The sequence below is a fragment of the Sphingomonas caeni genome (assembly GCF_026013415.1).
Lineage (GTDB): Bacteria > Pseudomonadota > Alphaproteobacteria > Sphingomonadales > Sphingomonadaceae > Sphingomonas > Sphingomonas caeni.
The window spans coordinates 821922-842689 of record NZ_JAPDOK010000001.1 but is presented as its reverse complement, the minus strand read 5'-3'; the positions used below and the strand labels follow the sequence as shown (position 1 = coordinate 842689).

Here is a 20768-nt window from a genome sequence, read left to right as displayed (position 1 = left end):
CTGGGGCTACCCCCTAACTTTTGTAACTTTCGATGCCCCGATCAGGCCGCTTCGCTCTCATCCTCATGATCGACGATGCCCTTGCGCGGCCGCCGATCGACGCGGAGTTCGAAAATGTCCGGGCGGGCGTGCTGGCCGTCAATGTCCATCGTCGCGAGCCCGCGATCGACTTCGCTCAGATCGAGGTCGGCCATCAGCATCTCCGCCGACTCGCCCGCCTGCGCGATCACCACCCCGTCGGGCGCGACGATCGCGCTGCGCCCGCGCTGGAGCACGCCATCGGGGAGCTGGCGGAGCAGTTCGCGCGCGGCGCGCTCGCCGCCTGCCTGCGCCAGGCCGCGGATCAGGTCCTCCTTGGTCTGCACCGTCCCCGCCGCGAGCACGAAGGCGCGGCCTTCATAGGCATAATGGGCGGAGGCGAGCAGGCTGATATCCTCGACCGTGGGCCAGGCGGCGATATGGATCGCCTCGCCCGAATGATGCATCGCCGCGCGGGTGAGCGGCATCCAGTGCTCGCCCGAGGCGAGCTGGCCGATATTGCCCCAGGGCGATTCGTGGATGTCGAGGGTGGAACCGTCGCCGCTGCCGAAGAGCATCCGCTCAGGCGCCGTGGGGACGAGCTTGCGGTGGACGAGCACCGGCGCCTTGGGCCGGAACAGGAATTGCGTGCCGAACAGGCTGTTGCGCACCCGCGCATGCCCGCCGATCGAGACCACCACGCCCGCGATATCGACGACCCATTGCAGCTGCTGGAAGCGCGGATCGTTCGCGCGGACCGCTTCCTTGAGCAGCAGCGCGTGCAGCTCCTTGGTGCCGGGATGGTCCCAGAGCGAGGGGCCGGGGACATGTTCGAGCCAGGCCGGATGCCCGCCCAGGAAATTCTCGCCGAACGCGATGATCTTGGCGCCGGCCTCGACGGCGTCCTTGACGTGCCCGACGGCGCGTTCGATCCCGGCAGTGATCGCCAGCGGAAGCGGCGATTGTTGGATGATCGCCGCTTTCACATTCTTGCTCATTCGACCCAGTCCAGCCCTATCTCGCGATATAGTGAGCGGTCGTCTTCCCACTTCGGGCTTACTTTCACGTGAAGATAGAGATGGACGGGGACGCCGGTGATCCGGCTCAATTCGGCGCGCGCGCGGCTGCCGATTTCCTTGAGGCGCGCGCCGCCCTTGCCGAGCACGATCGCGCGTTGGGTGGGGCGCCCGACCAGGATCTGCTGGTGGATCTCGACCGATCCGTCGGCGCGCTCGATATATTTCTCGGTCTCGATCGCGCTGGCATAAGGCAGCTCGGCATGGAGCTGGAGGTAGAGCTGCTCGCGCGTCACCTCGGCGGCGATCATCCGCTCGGTGGCGTCGCTGACCTGGTCCTCGGGGAAATGCCACGGCCCCTCAGGCAGGCGCGCGGCGAGCGCGGCCTTGAGTTCGGGAACGCCGTCGCCGGTCTGGGCGGAGACGAAGAAGGTTTCGTCGAATGCCAGCGCCTCGTTGAGCCTGGCGGCGTGGCCGAGCAGCTTGGGCTTGTCGGCGATGTCGACCTTGTTGAGGATCAATATCTTGGGCTCGGGGCGGCCCGCGAGGCTGTCGAGGATCTGCATGACCTTGGGCCCGATCCCGCCCTTGCCGTCGACCACCAGCGCGATCGCGTCGGCGCCCTCGGTCCCCTCCCACGCGGCCGCGACCATCGCCCGGTCGAGCCGCCGCTCGGGCGCGAAGATGCCGGGGGTATCGACGAGGAGCAGCTGGGCCTCGCCCTCGATCGCGATCCCCATCAGGCGCGCGCGGGTGGTCTGCGCCTTGGGGGAAACGATCGCGACCTTCTGGCCGACGAGCATGTTGACCAGCGTGGACTTGCCCGCATTCGGGGCGCCGAGCACGGCGATCAGGCCACAGCGTTGGGGGGAATCGGAACTCATCGCCACCCCCTACTCCGTTCGCCCTGAACTTGTCGAAGGCGCTCTCCGGTCACTGCGCGAGCTTCTCCAGCAAGGCCGCCGCCGCTGCCGTCTCCGCCGCGCCCTTGCTCGAACCCTCCGCCTCGGCATCGGCGAGCTTGCCGATGCTCACGCGGACCTTGAACCGCGGCGCATGGTTCGGCCCCGAACGGTCGATCACCTCATATTCGGGCGGACGGCGATTGTTCGCGGCGGCCCATTCCTGGAGGGCGGATTTGGGATGGCGCGGGGCTTCGCGGTGCGAGTCGATCTGGGCGGTCCAGGCCTTGCGGATGAAGGCGCGGACCGCGTCGAGCCCCGCGTCGAGATAGAAGGCGCCGATCAGCGCCTCCATCACATCGCCCAGCACATTGTCGCTGTCATGCGCGCCGTCCTCGCGCGCCTGCTTGCCGAGGCGGAGATGTGGCACCACCCCGACCTGCCGCGCGACATCGGCGCAGACCGCGCCCGTCACCAGCGCGTTCAACCGCCGCGACAGCGCGCCCTCGGGCTCTTGCGGATAACGCTCGAACAGCCATTCGGCGACGACGAGGCCAAGCACCCGGTCGCCCAGAAACTCGAGCCGTTCGTAATTGGCGGCAGCCTGGCTGCCATGCGTCAGCGCGCGTTCGAACGGCGCCAGTTCGCCGGGCTCGCGGCCGAATTCAGTCCTGATCCATCCCCCCAGATCGGGAGCGGTCAAAATCCCTCCCCGATCCGGCTCCAGCGCGCCGCGCTGAACCAGGTCCAGGGGAGCAGCCAGGCGGCGCTGCCGTCGGTCGACCAGAAATTGACCACTGCCTTGCCCTCGATATTGGCCATCGGCACGAAGCCGATCCCGCTCTGGAAGCGGCTGTCGGCCGAATCGTCGCGATTGTCGCCCATCATGAAGACATGGCCGGCGGGCACGGTATAGACGCCGGTATTGTCGGCTGGCCCCATGCCCTGATCGAGCACATAATATTGCTTGCCGGTTGGCAGCGTCTCCTGGAAGCGCGGGATGCGGCAGACCTGCTCGCCGTCCTTGCCGGTCTCCTGGAACTGCATCTTGCAGCCGCGATCGGGCATCGCCTCGGTCGCGGCGGGGAAGTTGGGGCTGATCGGCACCACGAAATCGGCGACCGGCTGCTTGGGGATGGGCTTGCCGTTGAGGATCAGCTGGCCGTCGCGCATCTGGATCGTGTCGCCGGGAAGGCCGATCACGCGCTTGATCCAGTCCTCATTGTTGGTCGGCGGCGCCTTGAACACGACCACGTCGCCCCGCGACGGCGTGCTCCACTGCATGTTGGGGAGCAAGGGCAGGCTCCACGGCAGCGAGTGCTTCGAATAGCCGTAGTTGAACTTGGTGATGAACAGATAGTCGCCGATCAGCAGCCGCGGCAGCATCGACTCGCTGGGGATGCTGAACGGCGAGAAGATGAAGCTGCGGACGATGAACACGATCAGCACCAGCTTGATCACGAACGAGACGATGTCGCCCCATTCGGACTTGGGCTTGTCGGGCGCCTGCGGATCGACGGTATAGCCTTGTTCCATGGGCGCTAGCTCTGCTTGGGCCGCGCGATGGCGTCAAGCGGGGGAATCCGGTGGCGGCGCCGGTTCCGGGACGTTAGGGGAGCCGCACCCCTGCCGAGGAGAGCATGATGGCCACCCCCGACTGGTCGGCGATCCGATCGCTGCCCCAGACCCCGCTGACCCGGCTCTTTGCCGAGGACGAGTCGCGACTCGGCATGCTGAGCGCCGATGTTTCGGGAATCCATTTCGACTGGTCGAAGACGCATCTGACGCCGCAAGCGATTGTCGCCTTTTCGGCCATTGCCGAGGCGATGGGGCTGGCGGGCAAGCGCGATGCGCTGTTCGCGGGCGAGATCGTCAATGTGACCGAGGGCCGCGCCGCCGAGCATAGCGCCGAGCGCGGCGAGGGCGCGCCCGCGAGCGTGGTGCGGGCTCGGGGTTTCCACAGCCGGATGCGCGCGCTGATCGATGCGATCGAGGCCGAGGCGCTCGGGCCGGTCCGGCACATCCTCCATATCGGCATCGGCGGATCGGCGCTGGGGCCGGACCTGCTGGTCGATGCGCTGGGGCGCGACATGGACCGCTATGAGGTGGCGATCGTCTCGAATGTCGATGGGGTCGCGCTCGAGGATGCGATGGACCGGTTCGATCCGCAGGCCACGTTGGTCGCGATCGCCTCCAAGACCTTCACCACCACCGAGACGATGCTCAACGCCGAGAGCGCGATGGCGTGGATGACCGAGCATGGCGTCGAGGATCCCTATGGCCGGGTGATCGCGCTCACCGCCGCGCCCGACAAGGCGGTCGAGTGGGGGGTGGACGAGACGCGCGTGCTGCCCTTCGCGGAGAGCGTGGGCGGGCGCTATTCGCTCTGGTCGTCGATCGGCTTTCCGGCGGCGCTGGCGCTGGGCTGGGACGCGTTCGAGGAATTGCTCGAAGGCGCGGCCGAGATGGACCGGCATTTCCGCTTCACCCCGCTGGCTGGGAACGCCCCCGTGCTCGCGGCATTCGCGGACCTTTACTACACCCAGGCACGCGGCTGCGAGACGCGCGCGGTGTTCGCCTATGACCAAAGGCTGCGGCTGCTGCCCTCCTATCTCCAGCAGCTCGAGATGGAATCGAACGGCAAGCGGGTGACGGTGGCGGGCGAGCCCGTGACCTGGCCGACCGCGCCGATCACCTGGGGCGGGGTCGGCACCGATGCGCAGCATGCAGTGTTCCAGCTGCTCCACCAGGGCACGCACCTGGTGCCGCTCGAGATCCTCGGTGTGATCGAGCCGGGCGACGGGCTGAACGAGGAGCATCACCGCCAGCTCCTCCTCAATGCCTTCGCGCAGGGTGCGGCGCTGATGACGGGGCGGGCCAATGACGACCGGGCACGCGCCTATCCGGGCGACCGCCCCTCGGCGACCTTGCTGCTCGACCGGCTCGATCCGCGCACTTTGGGGGCGCTGCTCGCCTTTTACGAGGCGCGGACCTTCGTGAACGCGGTGCTGCTCGGCATCAATCCGTTCGACCAGTTCGGGGTCGAGCTGGGCAAGGAAATGGCGAAGGCGGCGGGGCAGGGGGGACTGGATTTCGATCCTTCCACTACCGATCTGATTGCGCGGGCATTCCCCTGATGTTCGTCATCCCGGCGAAAGCCGGGACCCAGAGCCACAGGCGGCACCGCTGAGTAATCCTGGGTCCCGGCTTTCGCCGGGATGACGGCAACAAAGGACTGGCTATGGCCAATTACGACTACGACCTCTTCGTCATCGGCGCGGGATCGGGCGGCGTCCGCGCGGCACGCATCTCGGCGGCGCACGGCGCCCGGGTGGCGGTGGCGGAGGAATATCGCGTCGGCGGAACCTGCGTGATCCGCGGCTGCGTGCCCAAGAAGCTGCTCGTCTATGGCGCGCATTTCGCCGAGGATCTGAAGGATGCGCGGCGCTTCGGCTGGGACGTGCCCGATTGCGGATTCGACTGGAAGCTGCTGCGCGACAATTTGCTGGGCGAGGTCGACCGGCTCAACGGGCTCTACAACCAGACGCTCGGCAATGCCGGGGTCGAGGTGATCCTCGAACGCGCGACCGTTACGGGCAAGCACGAGGTGACGCTGGCCGGCGGGCGCAAGGTCAGCGCGAAGGTGATCCTGATCGCGACCGGCGCGCATCCCGCGGTGCCGGGCTGTCCGGGGCACGAACTCGGCATCACCTCGAACGAGGTGTTCCATCTGGAGGCATTGCCCCGGCGCGTGCTGATCGCGGGCGCTGGCTATATCGCCAACGAATTCGCGGGGATCTTCAACGAATTCGGATCGAAGGTGACGCTGATCAACCGCACCGACGTGATCCTGCGCGGCTATGATGAGCAGATTCGCGACCGGCTGCTCCAGATCTCGATGACCAAGGGGATCGATTTCCGTTTCAACGCGAAGTTCGAGGGGATCGAGAAGGTGAAGGGCGGGCTCAAGGTCTCGATGACCGGGCATGAACCGATCGAGGTCGATCTCGTGCTGTTCGCCACCGGGCGCGTGCCCAATACGCGCGGGCTGGGGCTCGAGGCGGTGGGCGTCGCGCTCGACGACAAGGGCGCGGTGGTGGTCGATGCCGACAACCGATCGAGCATCGACAGCATCTATGCGGTGGGCGATGTGACCAACCGGGTCCAGCTCACCCCCGTCGCGATCCGCGAGGGGCAGGCGTTCGCCGACACGGTGTTCGGCGGCAAGCCGCATCAGGTCGATTATGAGAATATCCCGAGCGCGGTGTTCAGCCATCCGCCGATGGCGGGAGTGGGGATGACCGAGAGCCAGGCCCGGAACAAGCTCGGCGCGGTCAAGGTCTATACGTCGGACTTCCGCGCGATGAAGAATGTGCTCGCGGACCGCAACGAGCGCTCGCTCTACAAGATGATCTGCGATCCCACGACCGACCGGGTGGTCGGGCTGCACATGATCGGCCCCGACGCGCCCGAGATCCTGCAGGCGGCGGCGGTGGCGGTGAAGGCGGGCCTCACCAAGGACGCGTTCGACCAGACCGTGGCGCTGCACCCGACCATGGCCGAAGAGCTGGTGCTGATGAAGTAACGTCAGCGCCGGCAGCGAACCTTCAGGATCACCTCGCCCTCGGGCTCGCCGGGGCCGCCATCGCCGGTAAGGAAGGGGCCGTTCGGATTGCGGCCTCCGGCGATCCGGCGGGTCTCGGTGGACAGATCGCAGACTGATCCCGGCGCGGGATAATGTTCACTGTCGGCATCGGCGAGAAACACGTCGTCCGCGCCATGGATGAAGAAGAGTGTTCGCTTCTCGCCCTGGGGCGTCACCACTACGACCGAACGGAGGATCATGAAGACTCACGATCCGGCGGCCGGCATCGGGCCATAGGCCTCGATCTCGACCTGGTTGAAGCTGGGGGTGTCTTCCGGCGCAGCGGGCGCGGGAAGCAAGGCGAGGGCGAGCGCAGGCGTCATGAGCATGGGCGCGAGGTTGCGCCTGGATTGTGGCGATCAGGCGACCGCGCGGGTCTGCTTGCCCTCGGCGGCGGCGCGGACGATCTTCACCAGCTTGGCCCCGTCGCGCATGATCCGGCTCTTGTCGAAGAAGCCCAGCGCGCCGCGGTGAAACGAGTCGTTGGCCGCTTCGCACCGGCTGGTGAGCATCACCGCATGGGTGCGCAGATGGATCGTGTCGAGCAGCGACAGGCCGTCCACGCCGGGCATGGCGATGTCGAGCGTGGTGACATCGGGGTGATGCTCGGCGACGAGGCGGATCGCGGTCTCGGCATCGGCGGCCGATCCGATCAGCCGAAAGCCCGGCTCACGGCCGAGCACTTCCTCGAGCATGGCCCGAATGGTGGTCGAATCATCGACGATCAGAATGGTAATAACCGACATAAGCCAATCCCTCTCGAGCCTGTTGTCTAGGCCCATCCAAGGGAAGGCGCATTTCAGGGATTCTGCTGCCGGGGGTGCTACTTAGCGGGCCCCGAAGCTTTTGTTAGGGATCAGCCGCCGGCAAGGATCGCGTCGGCCTCGCTCGCGTTTTCGTCGCCGGTGCGCGCGGCGACGGTGGCGGTGACCGCGACGTCCATCGCGACATTGCCGAGCGTGCGCACCAGATCGGGCAGCGGCTCGACCGCGACCAGCAAGGCGAGCGGCTCGATCGGCACGCCCATCACGATCGCGATCGGCGCGATCGAGCTGACGAACGAGATCGATCCGGGCAGGCTGACCGCGCCCATCGTCGTGATCGCCGCCGCAGCGACGCCCGCCGCGAGCTGCGCCGGGCCCAGATGCACCCCCATGATGTGCGCGACATAGATGGCGACCGCGAGGTTCATCACCGGTCCCGTGGCGCGGAACAAGGCGACCGCGAGCGGCAGCACCACGCCCGACTTGGCGACCGGCACGCCGAGTTCGCCCGAGGCCTTGAGCATCGCGGGCAGCGAGGCGAGCGAACTCTGGGTGCTGATCGCAACCGCGGTCACCGGGGCATTGGCGCGCAGGAACGCCATGAGGCGCAGCTTCCCGCCGATCACCGCGAGCGGATAGGCGAGGAACCAGACCACCGCGCCGACCGCGCTCACCACCGCGACATAGTGGACCAGCGCCCCGAACGCCGAGACGCCGGTCTGCGCGCCGACCGTATAGGAGAGCGCGAGCACCCCGACCGGCGCGAGCCACAACACCCAGCCGATCACCACCAGCATCGCGTCGGCGAGCGCGCGGAAGAGGTTGGTGAGCAGTTCGCGCGGCGCCTCGGGCAGGCGGGTGACCGCGAAGGCGAAGGCGGTGGTGAAGACGATCAGCGGCAGGAAAGCGTCGTTGGCCGCGGCGGTGATCGGGTTGGTCGGCACCAGCGAGACGAGGAAATCGCCGAAACCCGGCACCGGGCCGGCCGGCTTGGCGGCGGCGAAGCTGGTGCGCAGCTCGGCGGCCCAGCCGGGATCGAGCGGGAAGAGGCCCAGCAGCGCTGGGGTGAGCAACGCCGCGAGGATCGACGAGCTCCACAGGATCAGGAGGAACAGGGCGATCGCCCGGCCCGCGATGCGGCCTGCGCGGGCCGCCTCGGCGGTCTGGGCGATACCGCTCACCAGCAGGCCCACCACCAAAGGCAGGATCGCCATGCGCAGCGCGTTGAGCCACAGCGTGCCGACCGGGGCGGCATAGAGGCTGGCACGCGTCGCTGCCTCGGGCGCCTGCGCCGACAGGGTGATGCCGATGGCCAGCCCGAGCACCAGCGCGAGCAGGATGCGCAGCGGCTGGGGCTTGCTCGCGCTGCCGAGCAGGAGATTCAGCGCATTGCGTATCAGCGACATGCTCGCCCTTCCGAGTTTCCGGCGCTATCAGGGCCTGAGAGATGGCGCACAAGGCCGTGAGAAGGCGGGGCATGGCAAGAAAATATTTCGGCACTGACGGGATCCGGGGGGCGACCAACCTCTCGCCGATGACCGCGGCGATGGCGATGAAGGTCGGCATGGCGGCGGGCGCGCATTTCCGGCGGGGGGATCACCGCCACCGCGTGGTGATCGGCAAGGATACCCGCCTCTCGGGCTATATGATCGAGAATGCGATGGTGGCGGGGTTCACCAGCGTGGGGATGGACGTCGTCCTTGTCGGGCCGATGCCCACGCCCGCGGTGGCGATGCTGACGCACTCGATGCGCGCCGATCTCGGCGTGATGATCTCGGCAAGCCACAATCCCTTCGCCGATAACGGGATCAAGCTGTTCGGACCCGACGGCTACAAGCTCTCGGACGAGGACGAGCTGGCGATCGAGGCGCTGATCGACGGCGAGGTCGCGCTCGCGGCGTCGGGCGATATCGGGCGCGCGCGGCGCGTCGAGGATGCGCGCGGCCGCTATATCCACGCCGCCAAATCGACCTTTCCCGAGGAGCTGACGCTCGACGGGCTCAAGATCGTCGTCGATTGCGCGAACGGCGCGGCGTACCAGGTCGCGCCCTCGGCCTTGTGGGAGCTGGGCGCGGAGGTCGTCGCGATCGGCGTCACCCCCAATGGCAAGAACATCAATGACGGAGTCGGCTCGACCGCGCCCGCGACGCTCTGCGAAACCGTGGTCGGCAGCGGCGCGGCGATCGGGATCGCGCTCGACGGCGATGCCGACCGGCTGATCGTGGTCGATGAGACCGGCCGGGTGATCGACGGCGACCAGTTGATGGCGCTGATCGCGACCGGCTGGGCGCGGCAGGGGCGGCTGCGCGGCGGCGGGCTGGTGACCACGGTCATGTCCAATCTCGGGCTCGAGCGGTATCTCGCCGCGCAGGGGCTGGGGATGGTGCGCACCAGCGTCGGCGACCGCTACGTGCTCGAGAAGATGCGCGCCTCGGACTATAATGTCGGGGGCGAGCAGAGCGGGCACATCATCCTTTCCGACTATGCGACCACCGGCGACGGGCTGGTCGCGGCGCTTCAGGTGCTGGCGGAGCTGGTCCGCGCGGACGCTCCGGCGAGCGACGTGCTCCACCGCTTCGATCCGCTGCCGCAGCTTCTGAAGAATGTACGCTTCAAGGGCGGCAAGCCGCTCGAGGACGAGGCGGTCAAGGACGTGATCGCCGCCGCCGAGGCGGAGCTGGACGGCAAGGGCCGCCTCGTCATCCGGCCTTCGGGCACCGAGCCGGTGATCCGCGTGATGGCCGAGGGCGACGACAAGGGCCAGGTCGAGGCGGTCGTCGAGCGGATCTGCGACGCTGTGCGGAAGGCGGCGGCGTAAATTCCTCCCCGTGCCGGGGAGGATTTGCTAAGGCCACCGTCATGCTCGACATGCGCCCCGATTGCGAACGCTGCGGCACCGATCTCCCCGCCAACCAGGGCGGGGCGTTCATCTGCTCGTTCGAATGCACCTTCTGCGCGCTCTGCGCCGATGCGCTTGACGAGCGCTGCCCCAATTGCGGCGGCGAGTTGCTCGACCGGCCCACACGCGTCGGCGCGGCGCTCGCGCGCAACCCCGCATCCACGGAGCGCAAGTTCAAAGGGTAAGCATGGTACCGCGTATTCTCATCATCGCAGGGTCGGACTCCGGCGGCGGGGCGGGGATCCAGGCGGACATCAAGACCGTCACCATGCTCGGTGGCCACGCCATGACCGCGATCACCGCGATCACCGCGCAGAACACCCAGGGCGTGGACGCCGTCCATCCGATCCCGACCGAGATGGTGATCGCCCAGATCGACGCGGTGGTGCGCGATATCGGCGTGGACGCGGTCAAGATCGGAATGATCGGATCGGCGCGGACCGCGCTGGCGGTGGCGGATAAGCTCGGGGAGCTGCCGGGCATTCCGGTGGTGTTCGATCCGGTGATGGTCGCGACCAGCGGCGCGGCGCTCGCCGACGGCGCGACGATCGCCGCATTCGAGCGGCTGATGGCGCGCGCGACCTTGGTGACGCCCAACCTGCCCGAACTCGAGGCGCTGGGCGGCGACCCGCAAGCGATCATGCGGGCGCATGGCTGCGCGGTGCTGGTCAAGGGCGGGCATGCCGAGGGCGGCGAGATCACCGACCGGCTCTTTTCGCCGCATGGTCCCCCCGAGATCGACTGGACCGATCCGCGGATCGAGACCGATGCGACCCATGGCACCGGCTGCACGCTGGCGAGCGCAATCGCCTGCGCCCTCGCCGCAGAATGGGAGCTGCCCGAGGCGGTGGCCCGCGCGCGCCGCTTCGTGCGGATCGCGATGCGCGAGGCGCCGGGGCTGGGGCGTGGCGCCGGCCCGATGGGGCAGCAGAATGTGCGGCTCGATTTCAACACCAGCTTCTTCGAACCGATGCTCAATCAGGTCACCGTGCCGGCGAAGGATCTGGCCGCGAGCGAGCGTTTCTACCGCCTGCTCGGGCTGAAGCAGGTCGTCCGCGCCACCCCGCGCTATGCCCGGTTCGAGGCCGAGGGCGGGGCGACCTTCTCGATCGCGACCGATAAGGGCTATACCGCCCCGGTCATCTATTTCGAATGCGGCGACCTCGACGTCACCGTCGCCTATCTCCAGCAGCAGGGACTGCGCTTCGAGCGCGAGCCGCGCGACGAGAGCTGGGGCTGGCGCGAGGCGCGGTTGCGCGATCCGGCGGGGAATGCGGTCTGCCTCTACCAGGCTGGCGAGATGCGCCGCTTTCCGCCATGGCGCATCGACGATGCCTGATTTCTCTCACGAGAGCCGATATGCGGGCCCGGTCGCGGGCGTGGACGAGGCCGGCCGCGGGCCGCTCGCAGGGCCCGTGGTGGCGGCGGCGGTGGTGCTCGATCCGGCATGCATTCCCGAGGGTCTGAACGATTCGAAACAGCTGACCGCCGCCAAACGCGCCGATCTGTGCGCGCGCCTGCTCGATTGCGCCAGGGTCGGCGTTGGCATCGCCACGGTCGAGGAGATCGACGCGCTCAATATCCTATGGGCGACGATGCTCGCGATGACCCGCGCGGTCGATGCGCTCGGCTTTCGCCCGGCGATGGTGCTGGTCGACGGCAATCGCTGCCCGCGCTGGGACCATCCCTCGCAGTGGGTGATCGGCGGCGACGGTTTGTGCCTCTCGATCGCCGCCGCCTCGATCGTCGCCAAGCATCGGCGCGATTGCATGATGATCCAGCTCGACGCGCTCCATCCCGGCTATGGCTGGGCGAGCAACAAGGGCTATGCCGCCGCGGTGCACCAGGAGGCACTGCGCACGCTCGGTCCCACCCCGCACCACCGCCGCAGCTTCGCGCCGGTCGCGCAGGCGCATTTCGATTTCGGGACGGCGGCGGCGGAATAGCCGGACCGGGGCTTCAGCCCCCCGCGGCGAAGGCGATCCGCATCTCGACCTCGCGGCCGACCACCGGATCGCCCGCCTTGGTGAGCGGCATCAGCCGGACGGCGGCGAGTACCTGATAGGTCGCCAGCGCGAATTCGCGCGCCATCGGCGCGTCGATCCGCGAATCGGGGCTGGCGGGGCGGGCGTTGCGGCAGAAGAGCGTGCGGTCGGGCTGGACGCGGCAGGTCGCGGTCATCCGAACCTCGATCCCCGCGGCCAGCGCGCGGGGTGGATAATAGCTGGTCAGCAGCACCCCGTCGGGCCGCTCGTCATATTCGACGTCGCGCGCCTCCATCACCGCGGTGGGCGGGCCGAGCTTCACCACGTCTCCCACGCTCACCGTCTGGGTGAAGAGCATCGGGATGAGGATCGGATGCGCCGCGTCATAGGGCGCGTCGGTCAGCGGATTGAGGCGCGTCGCACGGATGCGCTCAAGCGCGATCCCTTCGATCGGGGTCGGCTTCCAGGCCGCGGCGCGCCTGTCGAACTCGGCGCGGGTCGCGGCCGGCTTGGCCGCGCCGCCGAGCGCGATGCAATGCTGCGCCTCGCCGAAATGCGCGTCGACCAGGCATTCGAAGCTGATCGACACCGGCGCCGCGGGCAGGCCCGCCACGCCCTCGGCGGTCGCCGAGACCAAAGCGCGCGACGGTGCGTAGCGGATCTGGCTCGGCGCGACCGCGACGGGTTCGGCCAGCTTGTCGCCGTCCTGAGCGTCCGGGGCGGCGATCATCATCAGCAACGGCAACAGCATCGAACTCGTCTCCTCTTGCGGCCTTCATACGCGGTTTCGGCATGGCTTAAATATGGCGTGTTTGTTTTTGATCGGCTCACGCCGATGAAGCGGTGCCGGCCCGCTCCCCCTCCCGGCCACCCATAGGCTACTATAGTAAGGGTGGCCGGGAGGGGGAGCGGGCCGGCACCGCAAGCCCAGCGCAGCGCACAAGAAAAGTGAGTCTTTGCGGCCACACCGCTATCCCTCGTGCCTGTGGATAACTTTGAGACTCAACATCTGGTCCGGTGCCGAAATGTTCTCCCAAGTTAAGGATTCTTAAGGCTTATCCATTAACCAATCTTCGCTTGACGGCGGAGTCCGAGCCCGCCGAAAATGGCTGTCCGGCAAGGGGATCAGCATCGATGGGCGTTCAAGTTAAGGTTAAGCAGCACGAGCGTGCGCCTGTTGCAGCGTCCGTTACGGCATCTGCGGAACTGCCCCTCGACCAGATACTGATGAGCGATTGCATCGCCGCGATGCGCTCGCTGCCCGCGAAATCGATCGACATGATCTTCGCCGATCCGCCCTACAACCTCCAGCTCGGCGGCGATCTCAACCGGCCCGACGGCAGCCATGTCGACGCGGTGACCGACGATTGGGACAAGTTCGACAGCCTCGCCATCTACGACAAGTTCACCCGCGAATGGCTCGCCGAGGCGAAGCGCATCCTCAAGGATACCGGCACGATCTGGGTGATCGGCAGCTATCACAATATCTTCAAGGTCGGCTCGGCGATCCAGGACCTCGGCTTCTGGATCCTCAACGACATCGTCTGGCGCAAGGCCAATCCGATGCCCAATTTCAAGGGCACCCGCTTCACCAACGCGCACGAGACGATGATCTGGGCGTCTATGGGCGAAAAGGCGCGCTACACCTTCAACTATCGCACGATGAAAACGCTCAACGACGAGCTCCAGATGCGCAGCGACTGGGAATTCCCGATCTGCGGCGGGCCCGAGCGGCTCAAGAAGGACGGGCACAAGGTCCATCCGACCCAGAAGCCCGAGGCCCTGCTCTACCGCGTGCTGCTCGCCTCGACCCAGCCGGGCGACGTCGTGCTCGACCCCTTCTTCGGCACCGGCACCACCGGCGCCGTCGCCAAGCGGCTTGGCCGCCACTGGATCGGCATCGAGCGCGAGCCCGGCTATTGCGCCGCGGCGATCGAGCGGATCGACGCCGAGATGCCGCTCGACGAATCGGCGCTGCGGACGATGCAGGCCCCCAAGGGCGCGCCGCGGGTCGCGTTCGGCGCGCTGGTCGAGAATGGCTATCTCGAGCCCGGCACGATCCTCAGCGATTCCAGGCGCCGGATGCGCGCGATGGTCCGCGCCGACGGGTCGCTGGAGAGCGAGGGCGTGACGGGGTCGATCCACAAGGTCGGCGCAACCCTCCAGAACGCGCCCTCGTGCAACGGCTGGACCTTCTGGCACTATGAGGCCGAGGACGGCCTCAAGCCGATCGACGCGCTCCGCCAGACCTATCTGCTGGCGACCCAGCCCTGAGGTTTTCCCCTCGCGGCCGCTTTGATATGATGCGGCCGTTCATCAGGAGGGGAATCCACGATGAGAACCGCTAATCTGGCGCTGGCCGCGGGCCTGCTCTGCATGCTCGCCACGCCGACTTCGGCGGAGATGCAGTCCGCGCAGCAATTCAGCAACGGTAATTTCGAGATCAATCGCGACCGGGTCCGCCTCGGCACGATCGGGACCTGCGCCAAGAGCACGACCTTCCTCGTCCCCACCACCTATCTCTATGTCACCGCGCGCACCAAGCTGAGCGCCGGGGGCGGGATCCGCGGCGTCGGCGCCAAGCCGCGGGTGTTCGTCGAAGGGCCGACCAAGCGCGAGCTCCAGAACCTCGCCGCGCAGATCCAGAACCAGGTCATCGGCGCGCTCCGGGCCGAGGGTTATACCGTGCTGACCTTCGACGATGTCCGCGAGGATGTCGCCGCCAAGTCGCGCATGGCGCCCAATCCGCGCTACGGCATGCCCACCCATGACGCGCGCGCCTTTCCCGGTACCGATTTCGTCGTCGCGACCCCCAGCGACGAGCAGACGCTCGACTATGGCCTGACCGGGCCCGCCGCCAATTTCGGCAAGGCCAGCCAGCGCACCGGCGCGACGCTGCTGCTCCCCGAAATCTATCTGACCCTGCCCCAGCTCGGCGCCACCGCGAACACGACCGAGACCGAGACCTGGCGCAGCTCGAGCGCATCGATCAGCTTCGATCCGGCGATGCACCTGGCCGGCGCCAACGTCTATGGCGCGACCCCCAAGGGCGGCTGGTGCAGCATCCTCGTGCCCGAGCACGGCCAGCGCGTGCCGGCGACGCGTGCGGGCGATTTCCGCGAGCTTTCGGTGGTCGACGACGATTATGGCGAATGGGGCCGCAAGCGCGGCGACTATGCCTTTGTGGTCGACGACCGCGCCTTCCAAACCGGGGTGCTCGCGACCGGGCGCACGCTGTCGCGCCTGATCGCCGATTCGATGAAGGGGCGGCGTTAGCCCGCCAGCGCCCTGCGCGCGCCCTCGAGCCCCCACCGCATCACCTTGTTGTGGTTCCACGCGAACATCGGCGAGAGGATGGGCGCGAGCAGCTTCATCCAGGGCCTGGTGACGTCGACGCGCCACAGATAGCGGACATGCGTGCCCTCGGGTTCTTCGTGGAAGTTCCACAGGCCGATGCCCTCGAGCTCGCCGGAGGCGCGGCCCTCGATGCTGTCATGCTTCTCGATGCAAATCACCTCGACGTCGAAGGTGAGCGTATAGGGAAGCGCCGTCCCCCAGGTGATCCGGCGGACCGCGCCGAGCCCGGTCTCGTCGCCCGCCTTGATCGCCTCGACCTTCTTCACCGCGGGCCACCAGTCGGGCCAGCGGTCGGTATCCTCGATCAGCGCCCAGACGCGGTCGAGGGGCTGGGTGAAATGCCAGTCGGTCACCAGTACGAATTGCGTCATCGCAAACCTCACCTGAGCAAGGTAGAGCCGGGCGCATGATCGATCTGCCGCCGGCCGCGAAACTCTATCTACGTCCGATCGCATTCGCCGATACGCCTGTCGGGCGCGATGGGGAAGTGGTCCGGCTCGCGGGCGGACTGCAATGGTTTTCGGCCTATGAACTGATCGCGGTGAAGGATGGCCGGCGGGTGCTGCAGCAGGCGGTGCCGGTGGGGGAGGTGCCCGGGGCGCTGGGCGAGCTGGCCGCGCGCATCACCGCCCCGCGTGCGCCGCTGACCTTGGGCGAGCGCGTTTTGCGGCTCGATCAGCCCCAGCTGATGGGCATCCTCAACGTCACGCCGGACAGCTTCTCCGACGGCGACCAGCATTATGCCGACCCCGAAGGCGCGGCCGCGTTCGGCGTGGACCTGAGCGCGGCGGGGGCGGCGCTGATCGATGTCGGCGGCGAATCGACCCGGCCCGGCGCCGAGCCGCTCTGGGAGGGCGACGAGGTCAAGCGCGTGGTGCCCGTCATCGAGCGGCTGGCGCGCAGCGGCGCCGCGGTCTCGATCGACACGCGCAAGGCGCCCGTCATGGAGGCGGCGCTGGCGGCAGGTGCGCATCTGGTCAACGATGTGGCGGCCCTGCTGTGGGACCCGCGCGCGCTCGATGTGGTGGTCAAGGCCGGATGCCCGGTGGTGCTGATGCACTCGCCCGATCCTGCGAAAGGGCCGCATGGGGGAAACGGCTACAAGGACGTGCTGATCGAGGTCTATGACTGGCTGGAGAAGCGCGTCGATGCGGTCGCCGCCGCCGGGGTGGACCGCGCGAAGATCCTGATCGATCCCGGCATCGGCTTCGGCAAGTCGCTCGCCGACAATCTCGCGCTGCTCAACGGCCTCGCGCTGTTCCACGGGATCGGCTGTCCCATCGTGCTCGGGGCGAGCCGCAAGCGGATGATCGGCGCGCTCTCGGCCGAGGCGCCCGCGGGCCAAAGGCTCGGCGGATCGGTCGCGCTGGCGCTAAAAGGTGCCGAGCTGGGGGCGCAGCTGATCCGCGTGCACGACGTGTTCGAGACCGCGCAGGCGCTGCGCGTCTGGCGTGGGATGCGCGATGCCGCACTGGTGACACGCTGAACCGCTAGGGCGGCGGCGCGTTGGAGGATCAACGATGGAGACCGATATGCGCCATGCCCTGCTCGCCTTGTTCGCCCTGCCCGCTCTGGCCGCCGCCGCGCCGATCGCGCGCGAGGACGGTCCGGCCGAGGCCAAGCAGCTGATCGAGCGCTACTACGCCGCGATCGACCGCGGCGATTTCCGCGCCGCCTATGCGGCGTGGGACGAGAATGGCCGGGCGAGCGGCAAGAGCTTCGCCAATTTCCGCGCCGGCTTCGCCGCGACCGCGCGCAGCCGGGTGGTGACCGGCAGGCCGTTCGACGAGGATGCCGGGATGAGCCAGCGCTGGATCACCGTGCCGGTCGATGTCTACGCCACGCTCAAGAATGGCCGGGCGCAGCATTTCCGGGGCAACTATGTGCTCCACCGCGTCGTCGCCGGCGTCAGCGCAAACCGCGCCGACGCGCATTGGCACATCAAGTCGGCGAAGCTCGCCGCGGTGCGCTGAGCCTTAGTTGTTCGGCCAGTTCCCGTAGATGAAGAAGGCGGTCGCAACGATGCTGAGCACGGTGCGGCCGAGATGGAGCTGGCCCCATTTGACGAGCAGCGCGCGAGTCTCGGGCCCTGCGGCGTCGGGCAGCGTCGCCTTGAGCTTGCCGTTGGTCTGCCAGATCACCGCGAAGGTCCAGGCGATGATCGACAGCATGACAAGCCCGCCGGCCAGCCAGGGCCAGACGCTCATCCAGCGATACCAGGCGCCGATGCCGGCGAGTCCGCTGACCAGCGCGAGGCTCGCCTGCATGATCGCGCCACGGTCATAGGATGGCTTCCATTGGGTCAGCGCCGCCCGGTCGTCGAGCCGGAGCCGCGCCGGATGCTCGGCGAAGCTGACATAGAAGGAAGCGCCGGTGAACAAGGCGGCGGTGACGAGGGCGAGAAGGGCGAGCATGGCCGCCCTCTTACCCCGAAACGGGCACGTCCACCACCGCCGCCGGATCGACCGCGCGCTTGTAGCCGAAATCGGTCTTCACCGTCGCGCCGCCCTTGGCGACCGATTCCATGATCGCGGTCATCAGACGCACGTCCTGCAGCCCTTCCTCGCCCGGCGACACCATCGGCACCTTGCCGCGCACGACATCGCCCATCCAGTCCATCTCCCGTGCGAACTGGTCGATATCGGCGATCTTGACCGTGCCCTGATCGGGATGGCTGAAGATGTCGAGCTGGATGCCGCCATAATAGGCGCCGGGGTCCGATCGGATGCGGGCCTTCTCGCAGAACACGTCCCACTTCATGCAGCCGGCATAGGAGAAGCTGGTCGAGCCGTGCGCGAGCGCGCCGGACGGGAATTTGAACTGCCAGCTGATCAGGTCCTCGACATCCTTGAAGCGCGGATCGCTGTGATCGGTATTGGCCCAGGCGCGGACCTGGGTCGGCTCTTCGCCCAGCAGGTACCGCGTGCCGTTGATGCCATAGATGCCCATATCGGTCAGCGCGCCGCCGCCCGACATCTTCATGTCGAGCCGCCACACGTCCGCCGGATCGCTGAGCGAGGATTGGCGGCCCATCTCGGTGACGACGAGGCGCGGCTTGCCATATTTGCCCGAACGGATGCGGCGCATTCCTTCGAGATTGTGCGGCTCGTAATGGCAGCGATAGGCGATCATCAGATGCCGCTTGGCCGCTTTCGCCGCGGCGATCATCGCCTCGCATTCGGCGACGCTCACCGCCATCGGCTTCTCGCACAGCACATGCTTGCCGGCCTTGAGCGCGCGGATCGTATATTCGGCGTGCATGCTGTTGGGCAGCACGATGTAGACGATGTCGATCCGGGGATCGTTCGCGATCCTGTCGTAATTCTCGTAAGTGTAGATCGCGTCGGGGGAGAGGCCTTCCTTCTTGGCCCATTCCGCCGCCTTCTCCGGATGGCCCGAGACGAGCGCGGCGAGCTTGACCCCCTTGGTATTGCGCAGCCCCGGGATGAGCTGGCCCTGCGAGAGCTTGCCGATGCCGACGATTGCGACGCCCAGCTTCTGGTCGTCAGGGAGCGGCGGTTCGCCCTTGGCGTTGGATGCGGCCTTGGCGCTAGCTGCGGTGGCGACGGTAGCACCGGCGGCAAGTTCGATCAGCGCGCGGCGGGACAGCTTCGACGAGTCGGCCATGGGAACCTCTCCTGCAAGCCCGGCTGCTGCCGGGTCTCAGCTCAGCGGAATATACCGGCTTCTGTTAGCGGTACCAGAGGCCTCATGGTCGTAGTTTGGCGAGCAATTTGGGGTTGCTGAGGTCCTTGAGCGCATCCTTGCCGATCCAGCGCTCGCTCGCGATTTTCGACCCGGCGAGCCGTTCGGAAAGCGCCATCGACGCCGCGTGTAGCGCGGGGCTGCGGCGGCCGACGCCGCGCAGCGCCCAGCTGACGCCCTTCTTGACGAAGTTGCGCGGATCGGCGGCGGCGGCCTCGATCAGCGGCAGCCGGTCGAGAAAGGGCTGGTCGGGGAGCTTCTTCAAGTGGAGCGCGACGCTGGCCAGCAGCGCGAAGCTCGCGCGGCGGTCGAATTCGCCCTTCAGCGGCGCCCAGCGGTCGATCGCGGCAAAGGCGTGCGGGGTCCTGTCGAACAGGTCGAAGCACGCCGTGTCGCAGGTCGCCCAATTGTCGAAACCGCTACGCCAGTGATCCATCTGCTCGGGCGTAACCTCCGCCGGATCGTCGACCATCACGGCAAGGAATCGCGCCTCGTAGATGCCGGCTTCCCAGAGCTGGAGCGCGAGGCCGTGCTGTTTGCGGTGCGGCTTCGCGATCTGCCGGATCGTGTTCACGCTCATGCCGAGCACCCGGTCGGCAGTGACGATGCCGTAGCGCTTGAGGCCGTCGACCGAGGCCGGATCGGCATGGGCCTCAAGCTCGGCGATCAGCTCCGCCGCGCCGGTCACAGCGTGTAGCCGCCGTCGCTGACGAGGCAGGCGCCGGTGACGAGCGCGGCCTCATCGGAGAGCAGGAAGCCGATCTGCGCGGCGATCTCCTCGGGCTTGGCATAGCGGCCCAGCGGGGTGGCGAGCTTCGCCATCTCGGCAAAGGCGGCGTCGCGGCCGATCTCGGCGGCGCGCGCGGCGAACATCGGGACGGCGTCCCAGACCGCGGTCTCGACCCCCGCCGGGGCGATGGCGTTGACGCGGATCCGGTCCTTCGCGCCCTCCTTGGCCGCGACCTTGGCGAGATGGATCAGCGCCGCCTTGGACGCGCCATAGGCAGCGACGCCGGGTTCGGCCTTCACCCCCGCGGCGGAGGCGGTGAGGACGATACTGCCGCCGCGCCCCGCCATCGCCCGCATCGCCGCGCGCAGGGTCAGGAAGGCGCCGTCGAGATTGACCGAGAGGATGCGGCGCCATTCGTCGAAGGGCAGCTCGGCGATCGCGCCCGCGCCCGCGATGCCGGCGTTGATGACGGCGTGGTCGAGGTTGGCGAGATCGAGCGAGTCCCACAGCCCTTCGTCGCGAACATCGCCTTGCGCGACAGTCGTTTCGCAATCGAAATGATCTGATAAGGCGTCGCGATCGATCAGGATCAGCCGGGCGGCGCCTTCGGCGGCGAGGTGCCGCGCGACGGCAAGGCCGATCCCCGAAGCGGCGCCGGTGACCAGCGCGATGCGATTGGCAAAGCTTGGCATGGGTGCGCCCTAGCATCCGCCGCGCGGCGCTACGATCCCGTTTGCGTTCGGCAAG

At 67.8% G+C, this 20768-nt stretch carries 23 protein-coding genes; 10 read left to right on the top strand and 13 right to left on the bottom strand.

The window, feature by feature from the left end; genetic code table 11:
* Positions 1-41: 41 nt before the first annotated feature.
* The 4 genes from OF829_RS04465 to lepB are packed head-to-tail and all read right to left on the bottom strand — an operon-like array spanning position 42 to position 3472.
* The gene (locus OF829_RS04465) at positions 42-1016 is read right to left on the bottom strand and encodes a nitrilase-related carbon-nitrogen hydrolase (RefSeq protein WP_264938741.1); all 975 of its coding nucleotides are present in this window, start codon (positions 1014-1016) and stop codon (positions 42-44) included.
* A complete protein-coding gene (era, locus tag OF829_RS04460; RefSeq protein WP_264938740.1) occupies positions 1013-1918 on the bottom strand; it encodes a GTPase Era in 906 nt (301 codons plus the stop codon). The genes OF829_RS04465 and era overlap by 4 nt, the downstream gene beginning before the upstream one ends.
* Before the next feature lie 49 nt (positions 1919-1967).
* Positions 1968-2639, bottom strand: a complete 672-nt coding sequence (gene rnc / locus OF829_RS04455; RefSeq protein WP_264938739.1) for a ribonuclease III — start codon at positions 2637-2639, stop codon at positions 1968-1970.
* Complete coding sequence (gene lepB, locus OF829_RS04450; RefSeq protein ID WP_264938738.1) at positions 2636-3472, bottom strand: signal peptidase I; 837 nt, start codon at positions 3470-3472, stop codon at positions 2636-2638. The genes rnc and lepB overlap by 4 nt, the downstream gene beginning before the upstream one ends.
* 107 nt (positions 3473-3579) lie before the next feature.
* On the opposite strand from lepB, the gene pgi reads away from it, so the two are divergent.
* Together pgi and gorA are read left to right on the top strand one after the other, a co-directional pair.
* Positions 3580-5073: a glucose-6-phosphate isomerase gene (gene pgi, locus OF829_RS04445; RefSeq protein ID WP_264938737.1), complete on the top strand. Its 1494-nt coding sequence runs from the start codon at positions 3580-3582 to the stop codon at positions 5071-5073.
* A gap of 104 nt (positions 5074-5177) precedes the next feature.
* Entirely contained in the window at positions 5178-6521 is a 1344-nt protein-coding gene (gorA, locus tag OF829_RS04440; protein WP_264938736.1) for a glutathione-disulfide reductase, read from the top strand.
* 2 nt (positions 6522-6523) lie between these two features.
* Here gorA and OF829_RS04435 read toward each other — a convergent pair whose 3' ends face one another.
* The 3 genes from OF829_RS04435 to OF829_RS04425 all read right to left on the bottom strand — a co-directional run bounded on the left by OF829_RS04435 (position 6524) and on the right by OF829_RS04425 (position 8751).
* Positions 6524-6781 carry a hypothetical protein gene (locus tag OF829_RS04435; protein ID WP_264938735.1) on the bottom strand — a complete coding sequence of 86 codons (258 nt, stop codon included), beginning with the start codon at positions 6779-6781 and terminating at the stop codon, positions 6524-6526.
* A gap of 159 nt (positions 6782-6940) precedes the next feature.
* Positions 6941-7327 carry a response regulator gene (locus OF829_RS04430; RefSeq protein ID WP_264938734.1) on the bottom strand — a complete coding sequence of 129 codons (387 nt, stop codon included), beginning with the start codon at positions 7325-7327 and terminating at the stop codon, positions 6941-6943.
* 110 nt (positions 7328-7437) lie between these two features.
* Positions 7438-8751: a dicarboxylate/amino acid:cation symporter gene (locus OF829_RS04425; protein ID WP_264938733.1), complete on the bottom strand. Its 1314-nt coding sequence runs from the start codon at positions 8749-8751 to the stop codon at positions 7438-7440.
* 71 nt (positions 8752-8822) lie between these two features.
* On the opposite strand from OF829_RS04425, the gene glmM reads away from it, so the two are divergent.
* From glmM to OF829_RS04405, 4 genes are read left to right on the top strand one after another with little or no spacing between them, the layout of a single operon-like run.
* Positions 8823-10163 carry a phosphoglucosamine mutase gene (glmM, locus tag OF829_RS04420; RefSeq protein ID WP_264938732.1) on the top strand — a complete coding sequence of 447 codons (1341 nt, stop codon included), beginning with the start codon at positions 8823-8825 and terminating at the stop codon, positions 10161-10163.
* A gap of 41 nt (positions 10164-10204) precedes the next feature.
* Complete coding sequence (locus OF829_RS04415) at positions 10205-10429, top strand: DUF1272 domain-containing protein (RefSeq protein WP_264938731.1); 225 nt, start codon at positions 10205-10207, stop codon at positions 10427-10429.
* A gap of 2 nt (positions 10430-10431) precedes the next feature.
* Positions 10432-11583: a bifunctional hydroxymethylpyrimidine kinase/phosphomethylpyrimidine kinase gene (gene thiD / locus OF829_RS04410; protein WP_264938730.1), complete on the top strand. Its 1152-nt coding sequence runs from the start codon at positions 10432-10434 to the stop codon at positions 11581-11583.
* Positions 11576-12190 (top strand): ribonuclease HII, encoded by a 615-nt coding sequence (locus OF829_RS04405; protein WP_264938729.1) that lies wholly within the window; start codon positions 11576-11578, stop codon positions 12188-12190. Before thiD ends, OF829_RS04405 begins: the two co-directional genes overlap by 8 nt.
* 13 nt (positions 12191-12203) lie before the next feature.
* Here the strand turns inward: OF829_RS04405 and OF829_RS04400 are convergent, their stop codons facing one another.
* The gene (locus OF829_RS04400; protein WP_264938728.1) at positions 12204-12980 is read right to left on the bottom strand and encodes a hypothetical protein; all 777 of its coding nucleotides are present in this window, start codon (positions 12978-12980) and stop codon (positions 12204-12206) included.
* A 383-nt stretch (positions 12981-13363) separates the two neighbouring features.
* Between OF829_RS04400 and OF829_RS04395 the strand changes: the two genes are divergently transcribed.
* On the top strand, positions 13364-14503 hold the full coding sequence (locus OF829_RS04395; RefSeq protein WP_319951531.1) for a site-specific DNA-methyltransferase: 1140 nt from the start codon (positions 13364-13366) through the stop codon (positions 14501-14503).
* A gap of 60 nt (positions 14504-14563) precedes the next feature.
* A complete protein-coding gene (locus OF829_RS04390; protein WP_264938726.1) occupies positions 14564-15505 on the top strand; it encodes a hypothetical protein in 942 nt (313 codons plus the stop codon).
* On the opposite strand, the gene OF829_RS04385 is transcribed toward OF829_RS04390, so the two are convergent.
* On the bottom strand, positions 15502-15957 hold the full coding sequence (locus OF829_RS04385; RefSeq protein ID WP_264938725.1) for an SRPBCC family protein: 456 nt from the start codon (positions 15955-15957) through the stop codon (positions 15502-15504). The two genes, OF829_RS04390 and OF829_RS04385, sit on opposite strands and share 4 nt — an antisense overlap.
* Before the next feature lie 35 nt (positions 15958-15992).
* Here OF829_RS04385 and folP point away from each other — a divergent pair, with 35 nt between their 5' ends.
* Positions 15993-17072 (top strand): dihydropteroate synthase, encoded by a 1080-nt coding sequence (gene folP, locus OF829_RS04380; RefSeq protein ID WP_264938724.1) that lies wholly within the window; start codon positions 15993-15995, stop codon positions 17070-17072.
* Positions 17073-17106: 34 nt separating this feature from the next.
* The gene (locus OF829_RS04375) at positions 17107-17559 is read left to right on the top strand and encodes a hypothetical protein (RefSeq protein ID WP_264938723.1); all 453 of its coding nucleotides are present in this window, start codon (positions 17107-17109) and stop codon (positions 17557-17559) included.
* A gap of 3 nt (positions 17560-17562) precedes the next feature.
* Here the strand turns inward: OF829_RS04375 and OF829_RS04370 are convergent, their stop codons facing one another.
* The 4 genes from OF829_RS04370 to OF829_RS04355 form a co-directional block, all read right to left on the bottom strand.
* Positions 17563-18000: a DUF1772 domain-containing protein gene (locus tag OF829_RS04370; RefSeq protein ID WP_264938722.1), complete on the bottom strand. Its 438-nt coding sequence runs from the start codon at positions 17998-18000 to the stop codon at positions 17563-17565.
* Between the two features lie 10 nt (positions 18001-18010).
* Positions 18011-19213, bottom strand: coding sequence for a Gfo/Idh/MocA family protein (locus tag OF829_RS04365; protein WP_264938721.1), 1203 nt, complete (start codon positions 19211-19213; stop codon positions 18011-18013).
* Between the two features lie 82 nt (positions 19214-19295).
* Positions 19296-19979 (bottom strand): DNA alkylation repair protein, encoded by a 684-nt coding sequence (locus OF829_RS04360; protein ID WP_264938720.1) that lies wholly within the window; start codon positions 19977-19979, stop codon positions 19296-19298.
* On the bottom strand, positions 19976-20713 hold the full coding sequence (locus tag OF829_RS04355) for an SDR family NAD(P)-dependent oxidoreductase (protein WP_264938719.1): 738 nt from the start codon (positions 20711-20713) through the stop codon (positions 19976-19978). Before OF829_RS04355 ends, OF829_RS04360 begins: the two co-directional genes overlap by 4 nt.
* Between the last annotated feature and the right edge of the window lie 55 nt (positions 20714-20768).

What these genes read in the sequence shown, in the direction of transcription:
- OF829_RS04375 (WP_264938723.1), top strand. Translation starts at nt 17,107, where the DNA reads ATGGAGACCGATATGCGCCATGCCCTGCTCGCCTTGTTCGCCCTGCCC.
- lepB (WP_264938738.1), bottom strand. Translation starts at nt 3,472, where the DNA reads ATGGAACAAGGCTATACCGTCGATCCGCAGGCGCCCGACAAGCCCAAG.
- OF829_RS04465 (WP_264938741.1), bottom strand. Translation starts at nt 1,016, where the DNA reads ATGAGCAAGAATGTGAAAGCGGCGATCATCCAACAATCGCCGCTTCCG.
- OF829_RS04400 (WP_264938728.1), bottom strand. Translation starts at nt 12,980, where the DNA reads ATGCTGTTGCCGTTGCTGATGATGATCGCCGCCCCGGACGCTCAGGAC.
- OF829_RS04385 (WP_264938725.1), bottom strand. Translation starts at nt 15,957, where the DNA reads ATGACGCAATTCGTACTGGTGACCGACTGGCATTTCACCCAGCCCCTC.
- OF829_RS04355 (WP_264938719.1), bottom strand. Translation starts at nt 20,713, where the DNA reads ATGCCAAGCTTTGCCAATCGCATCGCGCTGGTCACCGGCGCCGCTTCG.
- OF829_RS04425 (WP_264938733.1), bottom strand. Translation starts at nt 8,751, where the DNA reads ATGTCGCTGATACGCAATGCGCTGAATCTCCTGCTCGGCAGCGCGAGC.
- OF829_RS04370 (WP_264938722.1), bottom strand. Translation starts at nt 18,000, where the DNA reads ATGCTCGCCCTTCTCGCCCTCGTCACCGCCGCCTTGTTCACCGGCGCT.
- OF829_RS04415 (WP_264938731.1), top strand. Translation starts at nt 10,205, where the DNA reads ATGCTCGACATGCGCCCCGATTGCGAACGCTGCGGCACCGATCTCCCC.
- glmM (WP_264938732.1), top strand. Translation starts at nt 8,823, where the DNA reads ATGGCAAGAAAATATTTCGGCACTGACGGGATCCGGGGGGCGACCAAC.
- thiD (WP_264938730.1), top strand. Translation starts at nt 10,432, where the DNA reads ATGGTACCGCGTATTCTCATCATCGCAGGGTCGGACTCCGGCGGCGGG.
- OF829_RS04365 (WP_264938721.1), bottom strand. Translation starts at nt 19,213, where the DNA reads ATGGCCGACTCGTCGAAGCTGTCCCGCCGCGCGCTGATCGAACTTGCC.
- OF829_RS04390 (WP_264938726.1), top strand. Translation starts at nt 14,564, where the DNA reads ATGAGAACCGCTAATCTGGCGCTGGCCGCGGGCCTGCTCTGCATGCTC.
- OF829_RS04405 (WP_264938729.1), top strand. Translation starts at nt 11,576, where the DNA reads ATGCCTGATTTCTCTCACGAGAGCCGATATGCGGGCCCGGTCGCGGGC.
- era (WP_264938740.1), bottom strand. Translation starts at nt 1,918, where the DNA reads ATGAGTTCCGATTCCCCCCAACGCTGTGGCCTGATCGCCGTGCTCGGC.
- OF829_RS04430 (WP_264938734.1), bottom strand. Translation starts at nt 7,327, where the DNA reads ATGTCGGTTATTACCATTCTGATCGTCGATGATTCGACCACCATTCGG.
- pgi (WP_264938737.1), top strand. Translation starts at nt 3,580, where the DNA reads ATGGCCACCCCCGACTGGTCGGCGATCCGATCGCTGCCCCAGACCCCG.
- OF829_RS04435 (WP_264938735.1), bottom strand. Translation starts at nt 6,781, where the DNA reads ATGATCCTCCGTTCGGTCGTAGTGGTGACGCCCCAGGGCGAGAAGCGA.
- OF829_RS04395 (WP_319951531.1), top strand. Translation starts at nt 13,364, where the DNA reads ATGGGCGTTCAAGTTAAGGTTAAGCAGCACGAGCGTGCGCCTGTTGCA.
- gorA (WP_264938736.1), top strand. Translation starts at nt 5,178, where the DNA reads ATGGCCAATTACGACTACGACCTCTTCGTCATCGGCGCGGGATCGGGC.
- folP (WP_264938724.1), top strand. Translation starts at nt 15,993, where the DNA reads ATGATCGATCTGCCGCCGGCCGCGAAACTCTATCTACGTCCGATCGCA.